This window comes from Xanthobacter tagetidis, from assembly GCF_003667445.1.
GTDB lineage: Bacteria > Pseudomonadota > Alphaproteobacteria > Rhizobiales > Xanthobacteraceae > Xanthobacter > Xanthobacter tagetidis.
Map to the genome: position 1 here is coordinate 169289 of NZ_RCTF01000006.1, position 23266 is coordinate 192554.

The 23266-nt window shown below is 70.0% G+C and carries 25 protein-coding genes; 10 read left to right on the forward strand and 15 right to left on the reverse strand.

Annotated elements, in window-relative coordinates; all coding sequences use genetic code 11:
- Positions 1-2 precede the first annotated feature (2 nt).
- Complete coding sequence (locus D9R14_RS09560; protein WP_121623089.1) at positions 3-734, reverse strand: heme ABC transporter permease; 732 nt, start codon at positions 732-734, stop codon at positions 3-5.
- A 141-nt stretch (positions 735-875) separates the two neighbouring features.
- On the opposite strand from D9R14_RS09560, the gene D9R14_RS09565 reads away from it, so the two are divergent.
- Entirely contained in the window at positions 876-1355 is a 480-nt protein-coding gene (locus D9R14_RS09565; protein WP_121623090.1) for a DUF1579 domain-containing protein, read from the forward strand.
- 43 nt (positions 1356-1398) lie between these two features.
- Here D9R14_RS09565 and D9R14_RS09570 read toward each other — a convergent pair whose 3' ends face one another.
- The 3 genes from D9R14_RS09570 to ccmA all read right to left on the reverse strand — a co-directional run bounded on the left by D9R14_RS09570 (position 1399) and on the right by ccmA (position 3691).
- Positions 1399-1965 (reverse strand): carboxymuconolactone decarboxylase family protein, encoded by a 567-nt coding sequence (locus tag D9R14_RS09570; RefSeq protein WP_121623091.1) that lies wholly within the window; start codon positions 1963-1965, stop codon positions 1399-1401.
- A 105-nt stretch (positions 1966-2070) separates the two neighbouring features.
- Positions 2071-2742 (reverse strand): heme exporter protein CcmB, encoded by a 672-nt coding sequence (ccmB, locus tag D9R14_RS09575; RefSeq protein ID WP_121623092.1) that lies wholly within the window; start codon positions 2740-2742, stop codon positions 2071-2073.
- Positions 2743-3085: 343 nt separating this feature from the next.
- On the reverse strand, positions 3086-3691 hold the full coding sequence (gene ccmA / locus D9R14_RS09580) for a heme ABC exporter ATP-binding protein CcmA (RefSeq protein ID WP_121623093.1): 606 nt from the start codon (positions 3689-3691) through the stop codon (positions 3086-3088).
- Between the two features lie 183 nt (positions 3692-3874).
- Here ccmA and acnA point away from each other — a divergent pair, with 183 nt between their 5' ends.
- From acnA to D9R14_RS09595, 3 genes are all read left to right on the forward strand, one after another.
- On the forward strand, positions 3875-6571 hold the full coding sequence (gene acnA, locus D9R14_RS09585; RefSeq protein ID WP_121623094.1) for an aconitate hydratase AcnA: 2697 nt from the start codon (positions 3875-3877) through the stop codon (positions 6569-6571).
- Positions 6572-6828: 257 nt separating this feature from the next.
- Complete coding sequence (locus D9R14_RS09590) at positions 6829-7611, forward strand: DUF1223 domain-containing protein (RefSeq protein WP_121623095.1); 783 nt, start codon at positions 6829-6831, stop codon at positions 7609-7611.
- 425 nt (positions 7612-8036) lie between these two features.
- Positions 8037-8417 (forward strand): DUF2794 domain-containing protein, encoded by a 381-nt coding sequence (locus tag D9R14_RS09595; RefSeq protein WP_121623096.1) that lies wholly within the window; start codon positions 8037-8039, stop codon positions 8415-8417.
- A gap of 320 nt (positions 8418-8737) precedes the next feature.
- Here D9R14_RS09595 and irrA read toward each other — a convergent pair whose 3' ends face one another.
- Positions 8738-9271, reverse strand: a complete 534-nt coding sequence (gene irrA, locus D9R14_RS09600) for an iron response transcriptional regulator IrrA (RefSeq protein ID WP_121623180.1) — start codon at positions 9269-9271, stop codon at positions 8738-8740.
- A gap of 339 nt (positions 9272-9610) precedes the next feature.
- Between irrA and D9R14_RS09605 the strand changes: the two genes are divergently transcribed.
- Positions 9611-10114: a disulfide bond formation protein B gene (locus D9R14_RS09605; RefSeq protein WP_121623097.1), complete on the forward strand. Its 504-nt coding sequence runs from the start codon at positions 9611-9613 to the stop codon at positions 10112-10114.
- Between the two features lie 13 nt (positions 10115-10127).
- Here the strand turns inward: D9R14_RS09605 and D9R14_RS09610 are convergent, their stop codons facing one another.
- From D9R14_RS09610 to D9R14_RS09620, 3 genes are all read right to left on the reverse strand, one after another.
- The gene (locus D9R14_RS09610; RefSeq protein ID WP_121623098.1) at positions 10128-10685 is read right to left on the reverse strand and encodes an HNH endonuclease; all 558 of its coding nucleotides are present in this window, start codon (positions 10683-10685) and stop codon (positions 10128-10130) included.
- Positions 10686-10762: 77 nt separating this feature from the next.
- On the reverse strand, positions 10763-11440 hold the full coding sequence (locus D9R14_RS09615) for an alpha/beta hydrolase (protein WP_121623099.1): 678 nt from the start codon (positions 11438-11440) through the stop codon (positions 10763-10765).
- Positions 11441-11462: 22 nt separating this feature from the next.
- Complete coding sequence (locus D9R14_RS09620; RefSeq protein ID WP_121623100.1) at positions 11463-12113, reverse strand: DNA-3-methyladenine glycosylase family protein; 651 nt, start codon at positions 12111-12113, stop codon at positions 11463-11465.
- 50 nt (positions 12114-12163) lie between these two features.
- Here D9R14_RS09620 and gluQRS point away from each other — a divergent pair, with 50 nt between their 5' ends.
- Complete coding sequence (gluQRS, locus tag D9R14_RS09625; RefSeq protein ID WP_245420677.1) at positions 12164-13156, forward strand: tRNA glutamyl-Q(34) synthetase GluQRS; 993 nt, start codon at positions 12164-12166, stop codon at positions 13154-13156.
- Here gluQRS and D9R14_RS09630 read toward each other — a convergent pair.
- From D9R14_RS09630 to D9R14_RS09640, 3 genes are all read right to left on the reverse strand, one after another.
- Positions 13135-14073, reverse strand: coding sequence for an AEC family transporter (locus D9R14_RS09630; protein WP_121623101.1), 939 nt, complete (start codon positions 14071-14073; stop codon positions 13135-13137). The two genes, gluQRS and D9R14_RS09630, sit on opposite strands and share 22 nt — an antisense overlap.
- Before the next feature lie 7 nt (positions 14074-14080).
- On the reverse strand, positions 14081-14377 hold the full coding sequence (locus D9R14_RS09635; protein WP_121623102.1) for a hypothetical protein: 297 nt from the start codon (positions 14375-14377) through the stop codon (positions 14081-14083).
- A gap of 248 nt (positions 14378-14625) precedes the next feature.
- A complete protein-coding gene (locus tag D9R14_RS09640; protein ID WP_121623182.1) occupies positions 14626-15534 on the reverse strand; it encodes a transporter substrate-binding domain-containing protein in 909 nt (302 codons plus the stop codon).
- A gap of 47 nt (positions 15535-15581) precedes the next feature.
- On the opposite strand from D9R14_RS09640, the gene D9R14_RS09645 reads away from it, so the two are divergent.
- On the forward strand, positions 15582-17528 hold the full coding sequence (locus D9R14_RS09645; RefSeq protein ID WP_170168562.1) for a glycosyltransferase: 1947 nt from the start codon (positions 15582-15584) through the stop codon (positions 17526-17528).
- On the opposite strand, the gene D9R14_RS09650 is transcribed toward D9R14_RS09645, so the two are convergent.
- Positions 17519-18169, reverse strand: a complete 651-nt coding sequence (locus D9R14_RS09650; RefSeq protein ID WP_121623104.1) for an SCO family protein — start codon at positions 18167-18169, stop codon at positions 17519-17521. The two genes, D9R14_RS09645 and D9R14_RS09650, sit on opposite strands and share 10 nt — an antisense overlap.
- 27 nt (positions 18170-18196) lie before the next feature.
- Positions 18197-18427 carry a hypothetical protein gene (locus D9R14_RS09655; RefSeq protein ID WP_121623105.1) on the reverse strand — a complete coding sequence of 77 codons (231 nt, stop codon included), beginning with the start codon at positions 18425-18427 and terminating at the stop codon, positions 18197-18199.
- A gap of 168 nt (positions 18428-18595) precedes the next feature.
- Between D9R14_RS09655 and D9R14_RS09660 the strand changes: the two genes are divergently transcribed.
- From D9R14_RS09660 to D9R14_RS09670, 3 genes are all read left to right on the forward strand, one after another.
- Positions 18596-20269: a lysine--tRNA ligase gene (locus D9R14_RS09660; protein WP_121623106.1), complete on the forward strand. Its 1674-nt coding sequence runs from the start codon at positions 18596-18598 to the stop codon at positions 20267-20269.
- Between the two features lie 40 nt (positions 20270-20309).
- Entirely contained in the window at positions 20310-20999 is a 690-nt protein-coding gene (locus tag D9R14_RS09665) for a sulfotransferase family 2 domain-containing protein (protein WP_121623107.1), read from the forward strand.
- Between the two features lie 193 nt (positions 21000-21192).
- Entirely contained in the window at positions 21193-21831 is a 639-nt protein-coding gene (locus D9R14_RS09670) for a peroxiredoxin (protein WP_121623108.1), read from the forward strand.
- A gap of 73 nt (positions 21832-21904) precedes the next feature.
- Here D9R14_RS09670 and D9R14_RS09675 read toward each other — a convergent pair whose 3' ends face one another.
- A complete protein-coding gene (locus D9R14_RS09675; protein WP_121623109.1) occupies positions 21905-22336 on the reverse strand; it encodes a CBS domain-containing protein in 432 nt (143 codons plus the stop codon).
- Between the two features lie 151 nt (positions 22337-22487).
- Entirely contained in the window at positions 22488-23231 is a 744-nt protein-coding gene (locus D9R14_RS09680; protein WP_245420679.1) for a rhomboid family intramembrane serine protease, read from the reverse strand.
- Positions 23232-23266 lie beyond the last annotated feature (35 nt).

Below are 23266 nucleotides of genomic sequence, written 5' to 3' on the forward strand. Positions count from 1 at the left end.
GTTCAGCCCATCGCCTCGGCGGCGGCGCGCGCCTCCAGCACCTCCACCCGCCGGCGCAGGATCTCGGTGCGCATGGCGATGAGATGCAGCGTCGCGAACAGCAGCGAGAAGCCGAGCGCGCAGGTGAGCAGCGGCCAGAGCAGGCTGCCGTCGATGGTGGAGCCGCCCATGCGGAACACGGAGGCGGGCTGGTGCAGGGTGTTCCACCAGTCCACCGAGAACTTGACGATGGGAATGTTGATGACCCCCACCAATGTCAGCACCGCCGCCGCGCGGCCGGAGCGGCTCGGATCGTCGATCGCGGCACGCAGCGCCATCACGCCGAGATAGAGCAGCAGCAGAACCAGCATGGAGGTGAGGCGCGCATCCCACACCCAATAGGTGCCCCACATGGGCCGGCCCCACAGGGCGCCGGTGACGAGGCACAAGGCGGCGAAGGTGGCGCCGATGGGCGCCGCGGCCTTGTGCGCCACGTCCGCGAGCGGATGGCGCCAGACCAGGATGCCGAGCGAGGAGGCCGCCATCAGGGTGTAGGCGAACATGGCGAGCCAGGCGAACGGCACGTGGATGTACATGATCTTGACCGTCTCGCCCTGCTGGTAGTCGGCGGGCGCCTGGAAGGCGAGCCAGAAGCCGATGGCCAGAACGAGGACGGACGCGACCGCGATCCACGGCAGGAGGCGGCCGGAATAATTCAGGAAGCGCGTCGGGTTCGCGAGGTCGAGGATCGCCATGCCGCCTTTCTAGACCATCTCCATTCGCCAGGGGAGCGGTCCTCGCGCGCCATTTACCCGCAGGAAAGAAGGTCGCGGCCGACCATTGCGGCGCCCCCGCCGAGCCCTCATCTTCCGTAGGGTCATTGAAAGGAAAACGCCATGCATGAGGAAACGGGCAAGGAGCATCAGTGGCTGCAGGGCCTGGTGGGGAACTGGTCCTTTGAGGGCGAATGCATCATGGGCCCGGATCAGCCGCCGAGCCGCATGAGCGGTGCCGAGACGGTGCGCGCGCTCGGCGACCGGTGGGTGATCTGCGAGAGCACCACCCCGATGCCCGAGATGGGCACCGCCACCAACCTTCTCTCCCTGGGGTTCGACCCGGCCAAGGGCAAGTTCGTCGGCACCTTCATGTCGTCGGCCATGAACGCGCTGTGGGTCTATGAGGGCACGCTCGACGCCGGCGGCACCGTGCTGACGCTGGACACCGAGGGGCCGTCCATGACCGGCGAGGGCCGGGCGCGCTACCAGGACATCATCGAGCTGAAGCCGTCCGGCGAGCGGGGCTTCTCCTCGCGCATCGAGATGCCCGACGGGCAGTGGGTGACGTTCATGACGTCCACCTACGTCAAGAAGGCATGACCCCGGCGCCTGCGCCGCCCGTGCCGCGGCGCGGGCGCGGCGCTCATTCCTTCTCCGGCACCGGCACGTTGAAGCCGTTGAGAATCATGGAGACGTGGCAGTAGAGCGCGACGAGATAGATCAGCTCCGCCGCACCCGCCTCCTCGAAGGTCTCCACCGCCCGGCGGTAGAGCAGTTCCGGCAGCGGCCCGCCATTCAGCAGCGCGTGGGTGACGTCGTAGGCCACGGCCTCGGAATGGGTGAGGTCGGCCGGGCGGCTGCCGCCGACGATGGTCGCGATCTTGTCGTCGGACAGGCCCTTGGCCTCCGCCACCGCCACGTGGGCGTAGAGCTCGTAGGCGCTGTCGAACCTGGCGCCGGCGACGAGGATCGCCACCTCGCGCACCGTGCGCGGCAGGCTCGGCGCCTCCGACATGGCCTTCACCAGTTCCCACACCGGGCCGCCGAACTTGGAATAGCGCAGCCAGGGGTTCCAGGGCCCCATCAGCGCGCCGGTCTCGTCGATCACCTTGAAGGCGTTGAAATTGGCGCGGATGCCCTTGGCCATGTCGTCATAGAGCGGCTTCTGGGCCTCGGTGAGGGCATTGGGCGAGAGCAGCGGCAGGCGCATGGAATGGATTCCCCTGGGTCGCGCGCGCCGGGAGCGACGATCTGCCCCGGCCGCACGCCATAAGAGACGATGTTCGTGACGCCTTTTCCAGCGCTTCCCGTGCGGTCAGCCGCGCGCGGCGCGCAGCGCGGCCGCCGCCGCCACGGGGCCGAGCACCAGCGAGAACAGAGCGAGCCCCAGCAGCACCCGAAAGGGGGTGCCGAACGGCACGGGCCCCGTCACCGCCGACGTGGTCGCCGACACCGCGAAGATCAGCACCGGGATGGCGAGCGGGATCACCAGCACCGCGATCAGCAGCCCGCCGCGCCGGAACGCGCCCGCGAACGCCGCGCCGATCAGGCCGAGGAAGGTCACCGCCGGCGTGCCCACCAGCAGCGTCGCCACCACGGCGGCGATGGCCGCCGGCTCCAGGTTCAGCATCAGCGCCAGCACCGGGGCGGCGATCACCAGCGGCAGGCCGGTGGCGAGCCAGTGGGCGAGGCCCTTGGCCGCGGCCACCAGCTCCAGCGGCAGCGCGGACAAGGTGAGGTTGTCGAGCGAGCCGTCTTCCACATCGGCGGTGAACAGGCGTTCCAGGCCGATGAGGCTGGCGAGCAGCGCGCCGATCCACAGGATCGCCGGGCCGATGCGGGCGAGCAAAGCGAGGTCCGGCCCGACCGCGAACGGCACCACCGTGATGACGCACAGGAAGAACACCACCCCGAGCCCCGCCCCGCCGCCGGAGCCGAGCGAGAGCGCGAGGTCGCGCCTCAGGATGGCCAGGAAGGCGCGGGTCATGGGCGCAGCTCCAGCGCGGTGGGCGGGGCCTCCCGGCACAGGCCGTGCGCCAGGCCTCTTGCCGCTCCCGCGCGCGGGAGAGACGGAGAAAACAGGCTGAACTTTGCGCGCGGCCGGGCCTTTGCCCCCCTCCCCCCTTGCGGGGGAGGGCAGGGTGGGGGGTGGCGCAGCATTTCCCCCCTATACGAGGAATGGGCGCGGCGGGCGGACACGGAGGCTACGATGCGCGCCGCCCCCCCCCACCCCCGCCCTCCCCCGCAAGGGGGGAGGGAGTGGCGAACGGCGACGACCGCATGCGGATCGGGCTCGACAGAGCGAATGGCGGCACCTGGCGTCTGGGTCCTCATGCCGCCCTCCCCAGCCGCAGTTCCTCGCCCGGCCCGAGGTCGAGCGGGGCATGGGTGGCGGCCACCAGGATGCCGCCCTGGGCGAGGTGGGCGCGGGCGAAGCCGGCGAACATCTGCTGCGCCGCGGCATCGAGCGCGGTGGTCGGCTCGTCGAGGATCCATATCGGCCGGCGCGAGGCCAGGAGCCGCGCCATGGCGAGGCGCCGTTTCTGTCCGGCAGACAGAACCCCGGCCCTGAGCCGCGCGAGGCCGCCGAGGCCCACCGCCTCCAGCGCCTCGCCGACGCCAAGGCCGGTCTCGCCGAGAACCGCGCGCCAGAAGGCGAGGTTGGCGTGGACCGTCAGCGCGCCCTTCACCGCGTCCTCGTGGCCGAGATAATGCACGCATTCGGCGAGCGGAGCCTCGCTTGCGCTCTCCAGGCGCACCGCGCCCTCGCTCGCCGCCAGCAGGCCCGCGAGGATGCGCAACAGCGAGGACTTGCCGGTTCCGTTCGGCCCCGTGACGATGAGAGGAACGCCCCCGCGCGCGGAAAGGGAGAGCCCCGCGAACAGCAGCTTGAGCCCGCGCCGGCAGGCGAGGCCTTCGCCTCTGAGGCAGGTCAAGGAATTTTCCGCCACGGCCCCTGCTTTCGCTGCATTGCACTTTGCCCGTTCTTATCGCATGACCCCGGTTTGAAATGGCTCTATAAAGCGGCTGAACCGCACCGTCCAAGGTGGTGGGGTGCCTCCCTCCCCAACCCTTAGGCGATCCGCGTCGGTCGATCATCGAACCGGAGTGAACGCGCCGTGACTTCTCTCGACAGCTTCCAGTGCCGCAAGACCCTTCAGGTGGACGACAAGGACTACGTCTACTACGACCTGGAAGCGGCGGAGAAGAACGGGCTTCCCGGCGTCTCCCGCCTGCCCTTCTCCATGAAGGTGCTGCTGGAGAACCTGCTGCGCTTCGAGGACGGCCGCTCGGTCACCAAGGCGGACATCCTCTCGGTCGCCGACTGGCTGAACAACCGGGGCAAGGCGGAGAAGGAAATCGCCTACCGCCCGGCCCGCGTGCTGATGCAGGACTTCACCGGCGTGCCCGCCGTGGTCGACCTCGCCGCCATGCGCGACGCCATGGTGGCGCTGGGCGGCGACCCGGAGCGCATCAACCCGCTGGTGCCGGTGGACCTCGTCATCGACCACTCGGTGATCGTCAATTTCTTCGGCGACAATGCCGCGTTCAAGAAGAACGTGGATGAGGAATACAAGCAGAACCAGGAGCGCTACCGCTTCCTGAAGTGGGGCCAGAACGCGTTCGACAACTTCCGCGTGGTCCCGCCCGGCACCGGCATCTGCCACCAGGTGAACCTCGAATACCTCGCCCAGACGGTCTGGACCCGCAAGGAAGAGATCAACGGCAAGAAGGTCGAGGTGGCCTACCCCGACACGCTGGTGGGCACCGATTCGCACACCACCATGGTGAACGGCCTCGGCGTGCTCGGCTGGGGCGTCGGCGGCATCGAGGCCGAGGCGGCCATGCTCGGCCAGCCCATCTCCATGCTGATCCCCGAGGTGATCGGCTTCAAGCTGGACGGCAAGCTGAAGGAAGGCATCACCGCCACCGACCTCGTGCTCACCGTCACCCAGATGCTGCGCAAGAAGGGCGTGGTGGGCAAGTTCGTGGAGTTCTACGGCCCCGGCTTGGAGCACCTCTCCCTCGCCGACCGCGCCACCATCGCCAACATGGCCCCCGAATACGGCGCCACCTGCGGCTTCTTCCCGGTGGACCGCGAGACCATCGACTATCTGGAGGAGACCGGGCGCAAGGACAGCCGCGTCGCGCTGGTGGAAAAGTATTCCAAGGCGCAGGGCATGTGGCGCAAGAAGGACACCCCGGACCCGGTGTTCACCGACACGCTGGAGCTGGACCTCGACACCGTGCTGCCGTCCATGGCCGGCCCCAAGCGCCCGCAGGACCGCGTGCTGCTCTCCGAGAGCAAGACCGGCTTCCTCGCCGCGCTCGAAGGCGAGTTCAAGAAGCCGGGCGAAGCCGGCAAGCGCGTGCCCGTCACCGGCGCCGACTACACGCTCGGCCATGGCGACGTGGTGATCGCCGCCATCACCTCCTGCACCAACACCTCCAACCCCTCCGTGCTGATGGCCGCGGGCCTCCTGGCCAAGGCGGCGGCGAAGAAGGGCCTCAAGTCCAAGCCCTGGGTGAAGACCTCGCTCGCGCCCGGCTCGCAGGTGGTGGAAGGCTACCTGAAGGACTCGGGCCTGCAGGAATATCTCGACGACCTGGGCTTCAACCTTGTCGGCTTCGGCTGCACCACCTGCATCGGCAATTCCGGCCCGCTGCCCGAGCCGATCTCCGAGGCCATCAACAAGAACGACCTTGTTGCCGGCGCCGTGATCTCCGGCAACCGCAACTTCGAGGGCCGCGTGAACCCGGACGTGAAGGCGAACTACCTCGCCTCCCCGCCGCTGGTGGTGGCCTATGCGCTCGCCGGCTCGCTCCAGGTGGACCTCACCACCGAGCCGCTCGGCACCGACAAGGACGGAAAGCCGGTCTACCTCAAGGATATCTGGCCCTCCAACAAGGAAGTGGCCGACTATATCCGCGAGAACGTCACCAAGAAGATGTTCAAGGAAAAGTATTCCGACGTCTTCAAGGGTGACGAGAACTGGCAGAAGATCGCGGTGCCCACCGGCCAGACCTATGCCTGGCAGGACGCCTCCACCTATGTGCAGAACCCGCCCTATTTCGTCGGCATGACGAAGGAGCCGGTGCCGGTGAAGGACATCCTCGACGCCCGCATCCTGGGCCTGTTCCTCGATAGCATCACCACCGACCACATCTCGCCGGCCGGCTCCATCAAGCAGGCGTCCCCGGCCGGCCAGTACCTGATCGAGCACCAAGTGCGCCCGATCGACTTCAACCAGTACGGCACCCGCCGCGGCAACCACGAGGTGATGATGCGCGGCACGTTTGCCAACATCCGCATCAAGAACCAGATGGTGCCGGGGGTCGAAGGCGGCGTCACCATCCACTATCCGGACGGCGAGAAGCTGCCGATCTACGACGCGGCCATGAAGTACAAGGCCGAGGGCGTGCCGCTGGTGGTGTTCGCCGGCAAGGAATACGGCACAGGCTCCTCGCGCGACTGGGCCGCCAAGGGCACCAAGCTGCTCGGCGTGCGCGCCGTGATCGCCCAGTCGTTCGAGCGCATCCACCGCTCGAACCTGGTCGGCATGGGCATCGTGCCGCTGGTGTTCAAGGAGGGCGAGAGCTGGCAGACGCTCGGCATCACGGGCGACGAGATCGTCACCCTCAAGGGCATCGAGGGCGACCTCAAGCCGCGCCAGACTCTCACCGCCGAGATCACCTTCGCCGACGGCACCGTGAAGAACGTCGACCTCATCTGCCGCATCGATACGCTGGATGAGCTGGACTACTTCCGCAACGGCGGCATCCTGCCCTACGTGCTGCGCTCGCTCGCGGCCTGAGAGGCCTTGATATGATGCAAGACGGGGCGGGGGCGCGAGCCTCCGCCCCTTTTTCTTGGATTGCCGACGCCGGTGCATGACCCGCCGCATCATCGGGCGGCCGAGATAGGATCGCGCCGCGCAGCCTCTTGAAAGTGGGGGCCGGCGGACGGCGGTTTCGATGCACCCGTGCCCGCACCTGAATGTGACTGGTTCCGCCCCCTCGGCTCCGTTATCCCCTTTCCACCCGACCACCTCGAACCGGCGCGATCGTCTTCATGCTCCATAAGCCCGCCCTCCCGCTCGCGCTGGTCGCGCTCCTCGCCTTCGGTGGCGCGGCGTTGGCTCAGGGCACGGGGCAGCAGGCGACCGGCCAGAGCGCACAGGCCAAGGCTGCCAGCCCGCACAAGGTGGTGGTGGAGCTGTTCACCAGCCAGGGCTGCGCCTCCTGCCCGCCGGCGGACGTGCTCCTTGGCGAGCTGGCCAAGGACCCGCAGGTGATCGCGCTGTCGCTGTCGGTGGACTATTGGGACTATATCGGCTGGAAGGACACCCTCGCCCTCCACGGCCATTCCCTGCGCCAGAAGGCCTATGCCGAGATGCGGCCGGACCGGAAGGTCTATACCCCGCAGGTGGTCGTGGACGGGCAGTTCGCCGCCAAGGGCAGCGACCGTGCGGCGGTGCATCGCGCGGTGCTGGCGGCGCGCGGCGCGGCGCAGCCGAAGGTCCCGCTCGACGTGGAACGCGCGGGCGACGCCATCGAGGTGCGGATCGGCGCAGCCGAGGAGCCCGTCGCCGCGATCGTGTGGGCCTGTCCGGTGAGCTCCAGCCAGCAGGTTGCCATCGGCCGCGGCGAGAACGGCGGACGCAACGCCACCTATTCCAATGTGGTGCGCGGCTGGGTCCGCCTCGGCAGCTGGGATGGGAGAAGCCTGGCGCTGAACGTTCCGGTCGCCGAGCTGCGGCGCGATGGCGTCGATGCGGTCGCCATCCTGGTTCAGGCCGGCCCGATCGATGCCCCCGGCCGCATTCTCGGCGCCGCCATGGTGCCGCTGAACTAGTTTCCGCCCTTCCCGCTCTATCCCGCGCGACATGGGCCGCCCCGGATCTCGCTGCCCGTGCTGTCGCGCGCGCAAAAAAAGAGGCCGCCTTTCGGCGGCCTTCGGGGGTCTGGATAGAAACGGTGCGTAGCAGTGGCCGGCTCGCGCGCGCCCCGGGGGCTGGGGGGCTGGGATAGGTCGGAGCGCCTCGCGAACCGGCCCTGCTACGGGTATGAAGATCGCCCGGCCCGTTGGCGTGCGGTTGTTCGAATTCCGGCGAGACTGTGATTCCATTGACGTTGGCGTGATCCCCCCGCCGCGGCCGCCAGCGGCCGCGCGGCACAGCCGGCTACGGAATGCCCTTGAAAGGCGGGGGCGGGCCGGCAATCATGACGGTCCAGGCGCGACTGCGTCGATCGCGAACAGCGCCGGGAAAGGGAGGCCCGATGGGAGACGTCGAACCCATACGATATCCGGACTCCAAGCGGCCGGCCCCCGCGGCGCCGGCCGCGCCCACCAGCGCTTCCGCGCCGGTCCGCGTCACCTTCGACCGCCGGGAGCTGGACCGCATCCTCGACCTCTACGGCCGCATGGTGGCGCTCGGCGAATGGCGCGACTACGCCATCGACTTCACCCGCGACAAGGCGGTGTTCTCCATCTTCCGGCGCGCGCTGGACGTGCCGCTCTACCGCATCGAGAAGGACCCGCACCTCGCCCGCCGCCAGGGCGCCTATGCGGTGGTGTCGCAGACTGGGCTGATCCTCAAGCGCGGCCATGAGCTGCCGCGCGTGCTCGCCGTGCTGGAGAAGCCGCTGCGGACCATCTGAAGCCCCCGCTGAGCGAAGGCGCCCCCGTCCGGGATACGGACAAGATCAGCGCCTGCGGGGGGCCGCGCAGGGCATCATCGCGGTCGGCGCGGTGGCGCAGCCGGCATTGAAGCGGCGCATGGTGTCTTGCGTGAAGTGCTGGGGCGCGGCCTCGACCTCGAACGGCGGTTCAGCGCCGGATGCGCCCGCCCTCTGAGATGCCCGCCTCGGGGAGGACCGTCTCTGAGATGATCGTATTTGAGATGATCGTCATGCCTGCGTGCAGCGCGCGCATGACCCTTCGCCGCCCCTCGCCCGGGCGCGGCGCCCTTGCTGCCGGGTCAGGACTTCGAGGTCTTGCGGCGCAGCCGAACCACAACGTCCACCCGCGCCACCTCGTAGCCCTCGGGCGCCTCGGGCAGCCGGTCCACGCCCACCTGCTGGGCGGGAATGTCGAGCAGCTCGTTGTGGCCTTCGAGGTAGAAATGGTGATGGTCGGAGGCGTTGGTGTCGAAATAGGTCTTGGAGCCGTCCACGGCCACTTCGCGCAGGAGGCTGACCTCCGTGAACTGGTGCAGCGTGTTGTAGACGGTGGCCAGAGAGACCGGGAAGCGGGCCTTGATGGCCTCCTCATGGAGGATTTCCGCGGTCACGTGCCGGTCGCCCTTGGCGAACAGCAGCCAGCCGAGCGCCAGCCGCTGGCGGGTGGGACGCAGCCCGACCTCGCGCAGCATCTCGCGCACGTCATGGAAAGGACAGCCCGTGCGGCGTGCGGTGGAGATGTCGCGCAATTGCGCCACCGGCAGCACGTGGTCCTCGACAGCCTCGGTCCCCGAGGCAATGGGGGAGCCGAAGGCGGTTCGGAATCGGGGCATCTCGCTCATTTCGGTCTACAATCTTCGCAGCTACCACCAAAATATGCCGCCGGAGACGAAACGCAATGCGAATGCCTCCGAAGACCAGCTTCGATTTATACCGGATCGTAGACCCCAATTCCATACCGACGGGCTATTACGATAATAAGTCTAAAGTGCATGGCCGGCTGGTGAATATCCGCGCGGCTCGGCCTGCGGCAGCGCCGCTTGACTGCCCCTGTATCACGCCACATTGACCGGTCAGCCCCCCGCCTCGCCCGTGGACGCGCGGGCGGCGGCGCGCTATGGCGGCGGCGGGCGGCGCCCCGATGGCGGCCGCCCAGATCGCTGAGAAGGACCATGCCCTTGGGCTCCACCGGCACACCCTCCCAAGCTGCGCTGCTCGTCGCCGCAGGCTCCGCCCTTGCGCTCGCGGCCGCGTGGTATTTCCAGCTGGTGGTCGGGCTGGCGCCCTGCCCGCTCTGCCTCGACCAGCGCATTCCCTATTATGTCGGCGTGCCGCTGGCGCTTCTCGCCTTCGGCGCGGCGCAGACCGGCCGCACCGGCACGGCGCGGGCACTCATGGGCGTGCTGTTCCTGCTGATGCTCGCCAATGTGGGCCTCGCGAGCTTCCATGCGGGCGTCGAGTGGCGCTTCTGGCCCGGCCCCACCTCGTGCACCGGCGCGCCCGCCGCCACCACCGGCAGCATCCTCTCCGCCATCAAGGGCGCCCACGTGCCGCGCTGCGACGAGGCGGCGTGGCGCCTGTTCGGCCTCTCCATGGCGGGATGGAACGCGCTGATCGCCGCGGCGCTCGCCCTCTGCGCGCTCGCCGGCGCGACATCACGCCGCAAGGACGCCTGACGGGCAGCGCCGCTCAGGGGTCGAGTTCGGTGTCCCAGTAGAGGTAATCGAGCCAGCTCTCGTGCAGGTAGTTGGGCGGGAAGTGGCGCCCGTTCTGGTGCAGGTCCTGCACGGAGGGCTGGAACGGCATCTGCGCCGGCCACATCCCCACGTCGCCCGGCATGTGGCCGCCCTTGCGCAGATTGCAGGGCGAGCAGGCGGCGACCACGTTTTCCCAGGTGGTCTGGCCACCGCGGGAGCGCGGGATGAGATGGTCGAAGGTGAGATCGTCGCGCGAGCCGCAATACTGGCAGGAGAAGCGGTCGCGCAGGAAGACGTTGAAGCGGGTGAAGGCGGGGTGGCGGGTCGGCTTCACGAAGGTTCTGAGCGAGACCACGCTCGGCAGGCGGATCTCGAAGCCCGGACTTCGTACCGCCTTGTCGTAGTATTCGACGATGTTCACCCGGTCGAGGAAGACAGCCTTGATGGCATCCTGCCAGCACCAGACGGACAGCGGGTAATAGCTCAAGGGACGGTAGTCCGCATTGAGCACGAGCGCTGGCCAAGCCCCTGGTGACAAAGCCGTGGTCAAGGACGGAACTCCTCGCCTCGCCGCACCGAATCACGACACCCGGGTCCGGCGCGCCGCGATACTCTATATGGACAGTGTCATTCTTGTGAAGCACGCCGCGGGCGGCGCCCGAGGGCCTCCGCCAGGAACGCGCCGGCGTGGAAAAGCCCGGCCTCGTCAATGCCGTGGCCGAGGTCGGGGCACATGTGCCACTCCACCGGCGCGCCGGCCGCGGCCAGCGCCTGCGCGCTTGCGAACATGGCCGAGACCGGGATCAGCTCGTCCTGCGCCCCATGGACCAGGAGCAGCGGCGGCGGGCGGTCGATCGCCTCGGGCGGGTTCTGAAGCTGTGCCCACAAGCCCGAGCAGCCGACCACCGCCGCCGGGCGCGCGCCCCCTTGGGCGGTCGCCGCATGCAGCGCCATCATTGCCCCCTGGCTGAAGCCGAGCAGCGCGAGGCGGGACGCCGGAAGGCGCAGCGCCGTCAGTTCGCTGTCGAGGAAGGCGCGCAGCGTCGGCCAGGCGGCCTGCGTGCCGCGGGCCAGCTCATGCGGATCGCGGAAGGTGAGCGGAAACCATTGCCGCCCCACCGGCTCCTCGGCGCAGGGCTCCGGCGCATGGGGCGCGACGAAGGCGGCGCCCGGCAGCAGATTGGCGAACGCGGCGCCGATGTCGATCAGGTCGCGCCCGTCGGCGCCATAACCGTGCAGCAGCACCACCAAGGCGTCGGCGGCGCCGGAACGCGGCGCGAGGCGGGGACCGTCGAGCAGGGCCATGGGAGCGTCCGGGGCTGGAGGATCAGGCGGGGGCGCCGAGGCGGGCTCGGCGCGCGCCATAATAGGCCCACAGGAGGTGCGCCGCCACGCCGCGCAGCGGCCGCCAGTCCTCGGCGATGGCGAACAGGCCGAGGTCCGAGCACCGGCCCGGCAGGCCGAGCGCCTCGCCCGCCGCCACCTTCAGCGCCAGGTCCCCCACGGGGAATGCATCGCCCCGGCCGAGACAGAAGAGCAGGTAGATGTCGGCGCTCCACAGGCCGATGCCCGGCAGGCGGGTGAGATAGGCTCCGGCGGCGTCCGCCTCCATGGCGTCCACGTGGGAAAGGTCCACGGTGCCCGCCGCGAGCGCGCCGGCGATGCCGCGCAGCGTGCGGATTTTCGGCGCCGACAGGCCGGCGGCGCGCAGATCGTCGTCGGAGGCGGCCAGCAGCGCGTCGGCGGCGATCGTGCCGCCGAGCCGGGCCTCCAGCCGCGCGGTGATGGAGCGCGCCGCCGCCACCGAAAGCTGCTGCGCCACGACGATGGCGGCGAGCCCGGAAAAGCCCGGTGCCCGGCGCCGCAGGGTCGGGCGCCCCGCCTCCGCGACCAGAGGCACGAGGCGCGGGTCGAGGTCGACCAGCGCCTCGAGCGCGCGCTCGAACGTCGGCTGGTCGGTGAGGATCGGCTCGTTCATCGGCTCCGCCCGGCTGCTGCCGCCCGGTGAGGGGCGCCGTGGGAAATGCTATGGCTCACGCCGCGAGCATGGCGCCGCCGGGCGCGCCGCGCAAAGGGGAGCCGCGCACCGTGGAGACGCAGGAGGCCGACAGAGGAACGACGCCGGCCCCGCGCCGCTTCGTCTGCCGCTTCGCGCCGAGCCCCAACGGGCGGCTGCATCTGGGCCATGCCTACTCCGCTCTGGTCAACCACGATGCCGCCCGCCGCATGGGCGGCACCTATCTGGTGCGCATGGAGGACATCGACCTCACCCGGTGTCGACCCGAATTCGCGGACGCCATCCTCGACGACCTCGCCTTCATCGGCGCCCCGCCGGACGCCCCGCCGCGCCGGCAGTCGGCCCACATGGCGGACTACGCGGCCGCGCTGGCGCGGCTGGAAGGCATGGGTCTGGTCTATCCCGCCTTCGAGAGCCGGGCCGAGATCGCCCGCGCCGTCGCTGCGCAGGACGCCGCCGGCGCGCCGCTCGCGCGCGATCCGGACGGCGTGCCGCTGCTCCCGTTCGCGCGCAAGCGGCTTTCCGATGCGGCGCGCGCCCGCCGGCGCGCGGCAGGAGAGCCCCACGTGCTGCGGCTCCACATGGCGGCTGCGGTGGAGGCGGCGGGCGGTCCGCTCGCCTGGCACGAGGCGCAGGGGCTGCCGGAGGGACCGGCCGCTCTCGTGGCGGCGGCCCCCGAGGCCTGGGGCGACGTGATCCTCGCCCGGCGCGACGTGCCGACCAGCTACCATCTCTCCGTGGTGGTGGACGATGCGGCCCAGGGCATCACCCACGTGATCCGCGGCGAGGACCTGTTCCAGGCCACCGCGGTGCACGTGCTGCTGCAACGGCTCCTCGGCCTGCCGCAGCCGGTCTACCACCACCACCGCCTGATCCGCGACGCGGCCGGGGCGAAGCTCTCCAAGAGCGCGGGCGCCGACGGCCTCGCCGCGCTGCGGGCGGCCGGCGTGACGCCGGCGGAGCTGCGCCGGCGCCTCGGCCTTCAGCCGACGCCGGCCACGTAGAGCCAGAAGGCGATGGTGACGACCGCGAGCACTGTGGAGAGCGATACGGCGCTCGACGCCGTGCCCACCTCCACGCCGTAGCGCTGGGCGAACAGATAGCCGTTGATGCCGCACGGCATGGCTGCGAACAGCACGGCGACGCCGGCCCACACGGGCGGCATGGGCAGCACCAGCGTCAGCGCCAGCACGATCAGCGGATGCACCATCAGCTTCAGCGCGCAGATCACCGAGGCCGGCCCGAGCCGGCCGCGGATGCCGTAGCGCTTCAGCGACAGGCCGAGGGAGATCAGCGCGCAGGGCGTCGCGGCCGCGGCCAGCATGTCCACCAATTGCTTCGGCACCCCGGACACCTGGAAATCCAGGAGCCGCGAAATCCCGCCCACATAGATGCCGAGCAGCACCGGGTTCAGCGCCAGCGCCTTGGCGAGCCGCATCACGCTGGCGCGGGAAAAGCCGGCCTGGCCCTCCAGCATCACCGTGGCCGCAATCATCATCACCGGCAGGTGGATGGCGATGAGCAGGAACAGCGGCACCGCCCCCGCCTCGCCATAGGCCTTCAGGATCAGCGGCACGCCGACGAACACGGTGTTGGCCTGGCCGGCGGTGAAGCCCTGGATCACCGCCTCCACATGGCCGCGCTTCAGCACCAGGCGGGCATAGGCCATGGCGAGGCCGAACACCAGGAACGCGCCGGTGAAGTAGGCGATCCAGTAGCCCCAGGGCTGGGCATCGGGGAGCTTCGCCTCGCTCAGCGTCCGAAAGATCAGCACCGGCACCGCGAGGCCGAAGACGAACTCCGCGAGCCCGTCGGACGCCTTGTCGGAGATCAGCCCGACATTCGCCGACAGGAAGCCCACCCCCACCATGCCGAACACCGGAAGGACGATGACGGCGATGTCGGCAAGGGTGGCCAGCATGTCCGGCTCAGGCGGCCCGCGAAGCCGGCGCGCGCACGGGCGCAAGCTCGGCCGCGCGCACGCCCACCGTCACCGCGAGGCGCATGCGCAGCCGCTCGGCCACCGCCGGCTCGGCGGAAAAGTCCAGGGTGGCCGAGAGGCCGCGGGCATCGGCGGCGCAGGTGACGGCGCTCGGCAGCACGTCGTGGATCACGAACGGCTCCAGAAGGCGCAGGAGCAGGTTGGGATCGGCCTCGGCCGCCACGGTCAGGCGGTGGAGGGGCTGGGGCTGGGGCGCGCTGGGCGCCGAAGGGTGCGAAGACATTGGGCCGGTTCCGGGAGCGGGCCGCGGGCGCCTGAAGGAGAGCAAGGCCCGAACAGGGCCGTCGGCGCGCGCGTCGAAGCAGAAGGGATGCGGTTCAGGAGACCCGGCCGAGCGTATCGACCGGGCGAGAAATTCGCCGCTGCGCCGGAAGAAGGCCCGGCTTCCCTTGTCCGAAGTGGCACATGCGCGATCCTTTAGTCCCGGCCTCCGCAAGCGTCAACCGCCGCGCGGCACGGCAGGGCCCGGCCTCAATAGAACGAGACCGGGAACCAGCGCAGATAGAGGTCGGTGTAGACGCCCTTCTCCCAGATGCGCTGGAGCGCGTAGTCGATGGCGTGGCGCAGCCCGTCATTGCCGGCCCTGACCGCCACGGCGAAGCCGTCGCCGAAGAAGCGGCTCTCGGTGAAGGGTCCGCCCACGAAGGCGCAGCAGGCGCCCGAATCCGTGCCGTTGAGCCAGATGGCGAGCGTGATGCCGTCGCCGAAGACGAGGTCGACCTCGCCCTTGCGCAGCGCCTCCTGGGCGCCCTTGAGGTCGGCATAGGTGCGGATCGCTGCCTCGTTGAAGAACGAGCGCAGATAGGCCTCGTGGGCGGTGCGCCCCACCACCCCGACGCGTTTGGAGGCGACGATCTCGGGCGTCGCGTCCGCCGGGCCGGCGCCGCTGCGGCCGACGAAGCGGGCGGGCGTGCCGAGATAGCGCTCGGAGAAGTCGAGGACCGTCCGCGAGGCCGGGGTGGCGGCGACGCCGGCGATGGCGGCATCCGCCCGGCCCTGCTCCACCGCCCCGACGATCTGGTCGAACGGCTCGGCGGCGATGGTGCAGGAGGCGCCCAGCTCGTCGCAGATGGCCCGCGCGAGGTCCACGTTGAAGCCGGAGAGCGCGTCATTGGCGCCGGTGAAATTGAACGGCGGATAGTCGTCCGCCGTCACGAAGCGCAGCGTCTTGGGCAGGCGCGCCGCGTCGGGACGCTCGATGCGGCGTTCCACGTTCCAGAAGTTGGGCACCTTGACCGCCGCCGGCTTGCCGTTCGGCGCGGCCGGCTGCGCCGCCACGCCGCTGGCGACGGCCGCCCCCACCAGCACCAGCGTCGCGAGAAATGTCGCAAAGCGTGTGGCCGCCGGCCGTCGCACCCGAATCGAGGATGGATTGTCCATGGCGGCTGCTGTACCTTCAGATTGCAATGCGCCGGAGGGGGCGACGCATGGTGGGGGAGGCGCGCGGCGCCCGCAAGGCCATGGGCGAGCGATGGGCCGGTGCCGCCTCGGGCGCCCCGGCGGGGGCGAAGGAGTCCCGTCACGCAGCCCGCGCCATCGTCTCCCGCCCTGCCCATGCCCTTCCTATGCCGCCGGAGCTTGCGCCTTTCAAGGACGTGCTGGCCCCCGCGCTTCTCGCCGCGGCCGCCCGGCGGGCCCGCCGCCTGGGTGTCGGCGGCGACGAGGTCCTGGTCGCCGCAGGCACCGTGACGGCAGCCGAGGCTGCGGAGATGATCGCCGAGCGCCTCGGCGTCGGCGTCGCCGATCTCGATGCCATGCCGATGCCCGAGGGACCGCTGGCGAAGGCGGCGCTGCGCACCGGGGTCATCATGGAGCCCATGCCCGGCGGGCGCACCCGCTTCACCTGGGCGGTGGCGGGCCGGCAGGTGCGGCGCCTCGCCCGGGCGCTCGACGCCGACCCGGGCCTCGCCGGCCGGGTGCGGCTCGCCGCGCCGGACGCGCTGGCGCAGCGCATCCATGACGCTTGCGGCGAAGGCCTGTGCGACGATGCCGCCTACGACCTGCTGCGCACGCGGCCGGACAGCTCCGCCGCGACCCTGCGACCGGCGCGAACCCTCGCCTTCGGCGCCGTCCTGTTCGGACTGCCTGCCGCGCTGGCGCTGGTGCTGGTGCCCGACGCGGCTCTCCTGGCACTGCAGGCCGCGCTCTCGCTGGTGTTTCTCGCCTGGATCGCGCTGCGCCTGTCCGGCTGCCTCTGCCCCAGCCCGGCCGATCCGCCAGCGGCGGCGGACGACCGCGGCCTGCCGCTCTATTCCATCCTCGTGCCGCTCTACCGGGAAGCCGCGAGCGTGCCGCGCCTCGCGCGGGCGCTCGCGGCGCTCGACTATCCGCCCGAGAAGCTCGACATCAAGCTGGTGGTGGAGGAGGACGACGGCGAGACCCGCGCCGCCATCGCCGCCTGCAGGCTGCCGCCCCGGTTCGCGCAGGTGGTCGTGCCGGCCATCGGGCCGCGCACCAAGCCGAAGGCGCTCAACATGGCGCTGCCGTTCGCCCGCGGCCAGTTCGTGGCGATCTACGACGCCGAGGATGCGCCCGAGCCGGACCAGCTCCGGCGCGCGCTCGCCGCCTTCCGGGCCGGCGGCCCCGGCATCGCCTGCGTCCAGGCGCGCCTCGCCGTGGACAACGGGGCCGAAAGCTGGATCAGCGGCCATTTCGCGGCCGAATATGCCGCCCAGTTCGACGTCCTGCTGCCGCTGCTGAGCGCGGTCGGACTGCCGGTGCTGCTCGGCGGCACCTCCAACCATTTCCGCCGCGACGTGCTGGAGCGGGTGGGCGCCTGGGACCCGTTCAACGTCACCGAGGACGCCGATCTCGGGGTCCGCCTCGCCCGCGCCGGCTGGCGCACGCTGGTCATCGCCTCCGCCACCCAGGAGGAGGCGCCCGTCCGCATCGGCGCGTGGCTCGGCCAGCGCACCCGCTGGCTCAAGGGATGGGCGCAGACCCTGATGGTGCACGGCCGCGATCCCGCCGCCTTGGTCCGCGACCTCGGGCCGGGCGCCACGGCGGCGCTGTTCCTGCTCACCGCCGGCCCCTATGCCGCGGCGCTGCTGCATCCCGTGTTCGTGGCGGTGCTGGCGCGGGACGTCTGGCACGGCGCGCTGGGCGCACCCTGTGTCTCGCCGGCCGAGGTCGCCGCCTCGGCCTTGGCCTACACCACGCTGATCGCCGGCTACGGGGCGGCGGCGCTGTCCGCCGCCGTCGGCTGCGCCCGGCGCGGCCTGCCGGTGCGCCTCGCGACGCTCGCGACCATCCCGCTCTATTGGCTGCTGCTGTCGGTCGCGGCATGGCGGGCGGTGCTGGAACTGCTTCGCCGTCCGCATTTCTGGTGCAAGACGGAGCACGCCGTCTCGCGCCGCGGCGCGCGTCAGAAGTAGCGCTTCAGTTCGGCCGCGGCCTCGGCCGGAGGACGCTTGGCGTTGAACGGCGCGGCGAAGATGCCGGTCTTGTCCATGAGATAGACCACGGCGGTGTGGTCCATCGTATAGTCGTCGCCGGTCAGCGGCACCTTGCGGGAATAGACGCGGTACGCTTTCTTGATCGCCTCCACCTGCTCCGGCGTGCCGGACAGGCCGCGAAGCTGGGGCGCGAAGCTGCCGAGATAGGATTTCAGCACCTCCGGCGTGTCGCGCTCGGGATCGACGCTGACGAAGAAGGCCTGCAGCCGGTTCGCGTCGGGGCCGAGCGCGGCGAAGATCTCAGACATCTCGAACAAGGCGGTCGGGCACACGTCCGGGCAGTGGGTGAAGCCGAAGAAGATCAGCGTAGGCTTGCCCTTCAGCGACGCCTCGGTGACGGTCGCGCCGTTCTGGTCGACGAGGGTGAAGGGGCCGCCCACCGCGGCCACCCCCTGCCCCGTGGAGCGGGTGGGGCCGGGCAGCAGCAGGCCCACCGCCACCACGAGCACCGCGGCACCGGCCAGGAAGGCCGAAAACAGCGCCACGATGCGCAGGCGCGCGCTGCGGCCGGGCGCGCCGGTGGGCTTCGGCTTGCCGGAAGGCTTTACGGGAGACGGCATGGGACCTCGTTCGCCGCGCGCACCCGCCTAGAGGCAGGAGCCGATCCCGGCGGTCAGTGTATCGAAGAAGACGGACACGCCGTTGCGCATCCACAAAAGCACCGCAGCCGCGAACAGCGCGCCGCCGAACAGCGCGGTCGCCCAGACGACGAGCGGCGTCGAGAAGGCCGGGGACGGACGGCCAGCGGCATCCCGCGACGGCTGCGCCGGCGATGCGACACCGGCTTCGAAGGTCCCGGCTTCAAAGGTCTTGGCCATGGCCTGCCCTGAATTCCCCTTGCCTGCCCCCCGGCCTTGAGGAGCTGCGGGAAGATTAGCGCGCATCGGCGGCAAGGTCCAAGCGACGCGGCGTCACGGGCGCGTGACGCCCGCGCGTTGACGCATTCGGCGCTCATTCCTAAGTTCGCCCGTCTCCCGGAGATCGAAATGTCCCACGCCGCGTCTGCGTCCGCAATTCCCGCCGAACTTGCCGCCGAGCTGAAGAGTGTCGCCGAGACAGCGTCCGCCTGGCCGTTCGAGGAGGCGCGCAAGCTGGTGGAGCGGCTGAAGACGCACCCAAAGGACGAGGTGCTGTTCGAGACCGGCTACGGCCCCTCCGGCCTGCCCCATATCGGCACCTTCGGCGAGGTGGCGCGCACCACCATGGTGCGCCACGCCTTCCGCATCCTCACGCAGGACAAGGTGAAGACGCGCCTCCTGTGCTTCTCGGACGACATGGACGGCATGCGCAAGATTCCGGACAACGTCCCGGACCCGGTGGCGCTGAGGCCCTATCTGCAGATGCCGCTCACGAAGGTGCCGAACCCCTTCGGCGGCGACTATCCGAGCTTCGGCGCGCACAACAACGCCATGCTGCGGCGCTTCCTCGACACGTTCGGCTTCGACTACGAGTTCGCCAGCGCCACCGACTACTACACCTCCGGCAAGCTCGACGCCGTGCTGCTGAAGGTGGCGGAGCGCTATGACGCCATCATGCAGGTGATGCTGCCGACCCTGGGCGAGGAGCGGCAGGCGACCTATTCGCCCTTTTTGCCCATCTCGCCCACCTCCGGGCGCGTCCTCTACGTGCCGCTCAAGAACGTGGACGCGAAGGCCGGCACCATCACCTTCGACGACGAGGACGGCACCGAGCTGACCCTGCCCGTCACCGGCGGCCGGGTGAAGCTGCAGTGGAAGCCCGACTTCGGCGCCCGCTGGGCGGCGCTCGACGTGGACTTCGAGATGTTCGGCAAGGACCACCAGACCAACGCGCCGATCTACGACAAGATCTGCCGAATCCTGGGCGGGACCGCGCCGGACCACTTCGTCTACGAGCTGTTCCTGGACGAGAAGGGGCAGAAAATCTCCAAGTCCAAGGGCAACGGTCTCACCATCGACGAGTGGCTGACCTATGCCAGCCCCGAGAGCCTCGCGCTCTACATGTTCCAGTCGCCCCGCTCGGCCAAGAAGCTGCACTTCGACGTCATCCCGCGGGCGGTGGACGAGTATTACGCGTTCCTCGCGCGCTACCCGCAGCAGGACTGGAAGCTGCGCCTCGGCAACCCGGTCTGGCACATCCATTCCGGCAATCCGCCGCAGGTGGACATGCCGGTGTCCTTCACCATGCTGCTCAACCTCGCCTCGGCCTCGAACACCGAGGACGAGCAGGTCCTGTGGGGCTTCCTGCGGCGCCACGTTCCGGGCGTCTCCGCGCAGACCCACCCCCAGCTCGCCGCGCTGGTGGGCTATGCGGTGAAGTACTTCCACGACTTCGTGAAGCCGGGCAAGGTATTCCGGGCGCCCGACCCGGTCGAGCGCAACGCGCTGGAGGCGCTCGACGCGGCGCTGGCCGTGCTGCCGGCGAACGCGAGCGCGGACGAGATCCAGAACGCGCTCTACGACGTCGCCCGCCCGATCCCGCGCTACCAGGACTTCAAGGCCAAGGGCGCGACGCAGGAACGGCCGGGCGTGTCGATCGAGTGGTTCAACACCCTCTACCAGGTGCTGCTCGGGCTTGAGCGCGGGCCGCGCTTCGGTTCGTTCGTCGCCATCTACGGCATCGCCGAGACGCGCGACCTGATCGCCCGGGCGCTCGGCGGCACGCTGTCGGGTGCGGCGTGAGACAGGGCGACCGGCTCGCGCGCGCACTGCGGGACGCGACATGACGCAGCTTGAGATGATTTCCGTGCACGTGCCCAAATGCGCCGGCACGTCCTTCTTTCGGGCGATCGAGGCGGCCTACGGGGCCGGCTCCATCCGGCGGGACTATGATGACCGTCCGCTCGATCCGGCCGCCCCCATGAACCTCGATCCGGACGGGTGGCTCGCCCGCAGCGCCGAGGCGGCCCCCGGCGCGCTGCGCGGCTTTCGCGTGGTGCACGGCCATTTCCACATGCACAAATATCGCGGCGTGAAGGCGCGCCTGCGCGTCACCTTCCTGCGCGATCCGGTGGAGCGGCTGGTCTCGCATTATGCGTTCTGGCGCAACCGGCCGGGTGCCGGCCACGCGCTGCACGAATATGTGCTGGCGCAGAACCTGACGCTCGACGCCTTCGCCCGCCTGCCCTTCCTGCGCACCTGCTTCAGCCAGGTGTTCTTCCGCGGCGTGGACCTGGGCGAACTGGACTTCATCGGCTTCCACGACCGCGCGGGCGCCGACATGGAGCGCCTGTCGGCGCTGGCGGGGGTCTGCCTCGTCTTGCCCGTGGCCAATCCCAACCCCGATCCCGGCTACCGCCAGATGGTGGAGGCGCTCCATGCGGACACCGCCCGGCTCGGCCGCCTGCGGGACCTGCTGGCGGATGACATCGCCTTCTACGAGAAGGCGCGGGCGCTCCACGCGCCAGCATGACGGGCCGGGTCCCGATCTCTGCGGCGCTGGCCGGACATCCTCCCGAACCCCGCGCGCCCCTGAGCCCGTCCAAACCGGCGCAAGCCTCCGGTCACGTGGCGTTTCAAGGGGTGCGGGTTTCGATTGATTTGCACGACAGAGCCGGTATAATTTCTATACAACATTATTTTTAAGTTTAATGGAGAAACCCCCAATGACCTTGCGCCTTGGAGACACGGTGCCGGACTTCGTGGCCCAGACCACCGAAGGCGAAGTGAAGTTTCACGACTGGCTCGGCAACAGCTGGGGCATCCTGTTCTCGCATCCGAAGAACTTCACCCCCGTCTGCACCACTGAGCTCGGCCAGGTGGCGCACCTGAAGGCCGAGTTCGACAAGCGGAACGTGAAGGTGATCGGCCTGTCGGTGGATTCGGTCGAGAACCACCCGGCCTGGGTGGCCGACATCAAGGACGCTACCGGCGCGCAGCTGAACTTCCCGCTCATCGCCGACAACGACAAGAAGGTCTCCGACCTCTACGACCTGATCCACCCGAACGCGAGCGACACCGCCACCGTGCGCTCGGTGTTCGTGATCGGGCCGGACAAGAAGCTGAAGCTCACCTTGACCTATCCGGCGAGCACGGGCCGCAATTTCCAGGAAATCCTGCGGGTGGTGGATTCGCTCCAGCTCACCGCGCAGCACGCCGTGGCCACCCCGGTCGACTGGAAGCAGGGCGACGACGTCATCATCGTTCCCTCGGTGTCGGACGAGGCCGCCAAGGAGAAGTTCCCGCAGGGCTGGAAGACCGTGAAGCCCTATCTGCGCGTGGTGCGCCAGCCCGGCGTGAACTGACCCGGCGCGACCTGCACATTACTCGGCAATGCGGGCCGGCCTTGCGCCGGCCCGTTCGCGTTCAGGGGCCGCTTCAGGCGGTCATGATGTAGTCGCGCAGGGCGGCGCTTTCGCGCTCCATCTCCTCCACGCGGTGCTTCACCACGTCGCCGATGGAGATGATGCCCACCAGGCGGTCGCCGTCGACCACGGGGACGTGGCGGAAGCGGCCGCGCGTCATGCGCTCCATGATGGCGGGGATGATCTCGTCCGGCGTGCAGGTGACGACCGCGCGCGTCATCACCTCGCTCACGGGGGTCGCGAGCACGGCGGTGCCGCGCTCATTGATGAGGCGCACCACATCGCGCTCGGAGACGATGCCCTCCACCGCCATGCGCCGATCTACCACGACGATGGCGCCGATGCGGTGCTGGGCGAGGCTCTTCACGGCATCGCCGAGCGTGGCCTCGGGCGTCAGGGTGACGATATCCTTGCCCTTGCCCTGGAGAATGCTGCTGATGGTCATTGGCGTGGTCTCCTTCCCACGGCCCGCGCGGCGCCGGTTGTCTCCGGCCTTCACGCCAAGGGCCGCCTCATGCGAACGGGAATGATCCCTCGCAAAAGGATGCGGCGCAAGAGCGCAGCGGCGCGACTTTACCGAGGGGCAGAGGGCGGCGTCAGGCGATCCTGCGGCGCGGCACCGGATCGAACAGGGCGAACAGCAGAAGGCCGGCGACGAAGCCGCCGATATGGGCCTGCCAGGCCACTTCCGCGTCATCCACGCCCGGCATGGAAACGCCGAGGCCGAACAGAAGATTGAGCGCCACCCAGGCGCCGACGAACACCAGGACGCGCCCGTCGCGGAAGTTCTCGATCAGCGAGCCCGCCGGCTGGTGGTCCGCATGGCGGCTGCGGTCGGGAGACAGCGCCGCCCCGGGTGCGAAGGCGAAGCGCACCGCCGCCGCCATGGCGCCCGAGACCGCGGCCGAGGCGCCCACCAGCGGCATAAGCCCGTCCGGATGGGTGACGAGGTGGGCCAGCGCCCCCGCCGCCGCCGTCACCGCGCAGAACACCGCGAAGCGCCAGTTGCCGAAGCGCCGCGCCACCGGCGTGCCGAAGGCGAGCAGCCAGACGAGGTTGACGCCCAGATGCAGCCAGTTGGCATGCAGCAGCGCATAGGTGACGAAGGTCCAGGCCTGGGGGCCGATGCCGTCGGGCAGGGCAAACGCCTCCGGCACGCTGTAGCGCACCGGGATGAAGGCGAAATAGGTGAGCACCTCGATGTCGGCCGCCTCGCTCAGCAGCATGGTGCGAACCGCGTGCACGCCGATCATCAGCAACGTGAGCGCCGCGATGATGCCGGGCACGTTCAGGATCGGCTGGCGGCCGGGCGCATCGGCGAAGGGCGGTCGGTGAAGCACGCCATCGACATAGGCACAGCCCGTCGGGGCGGCAA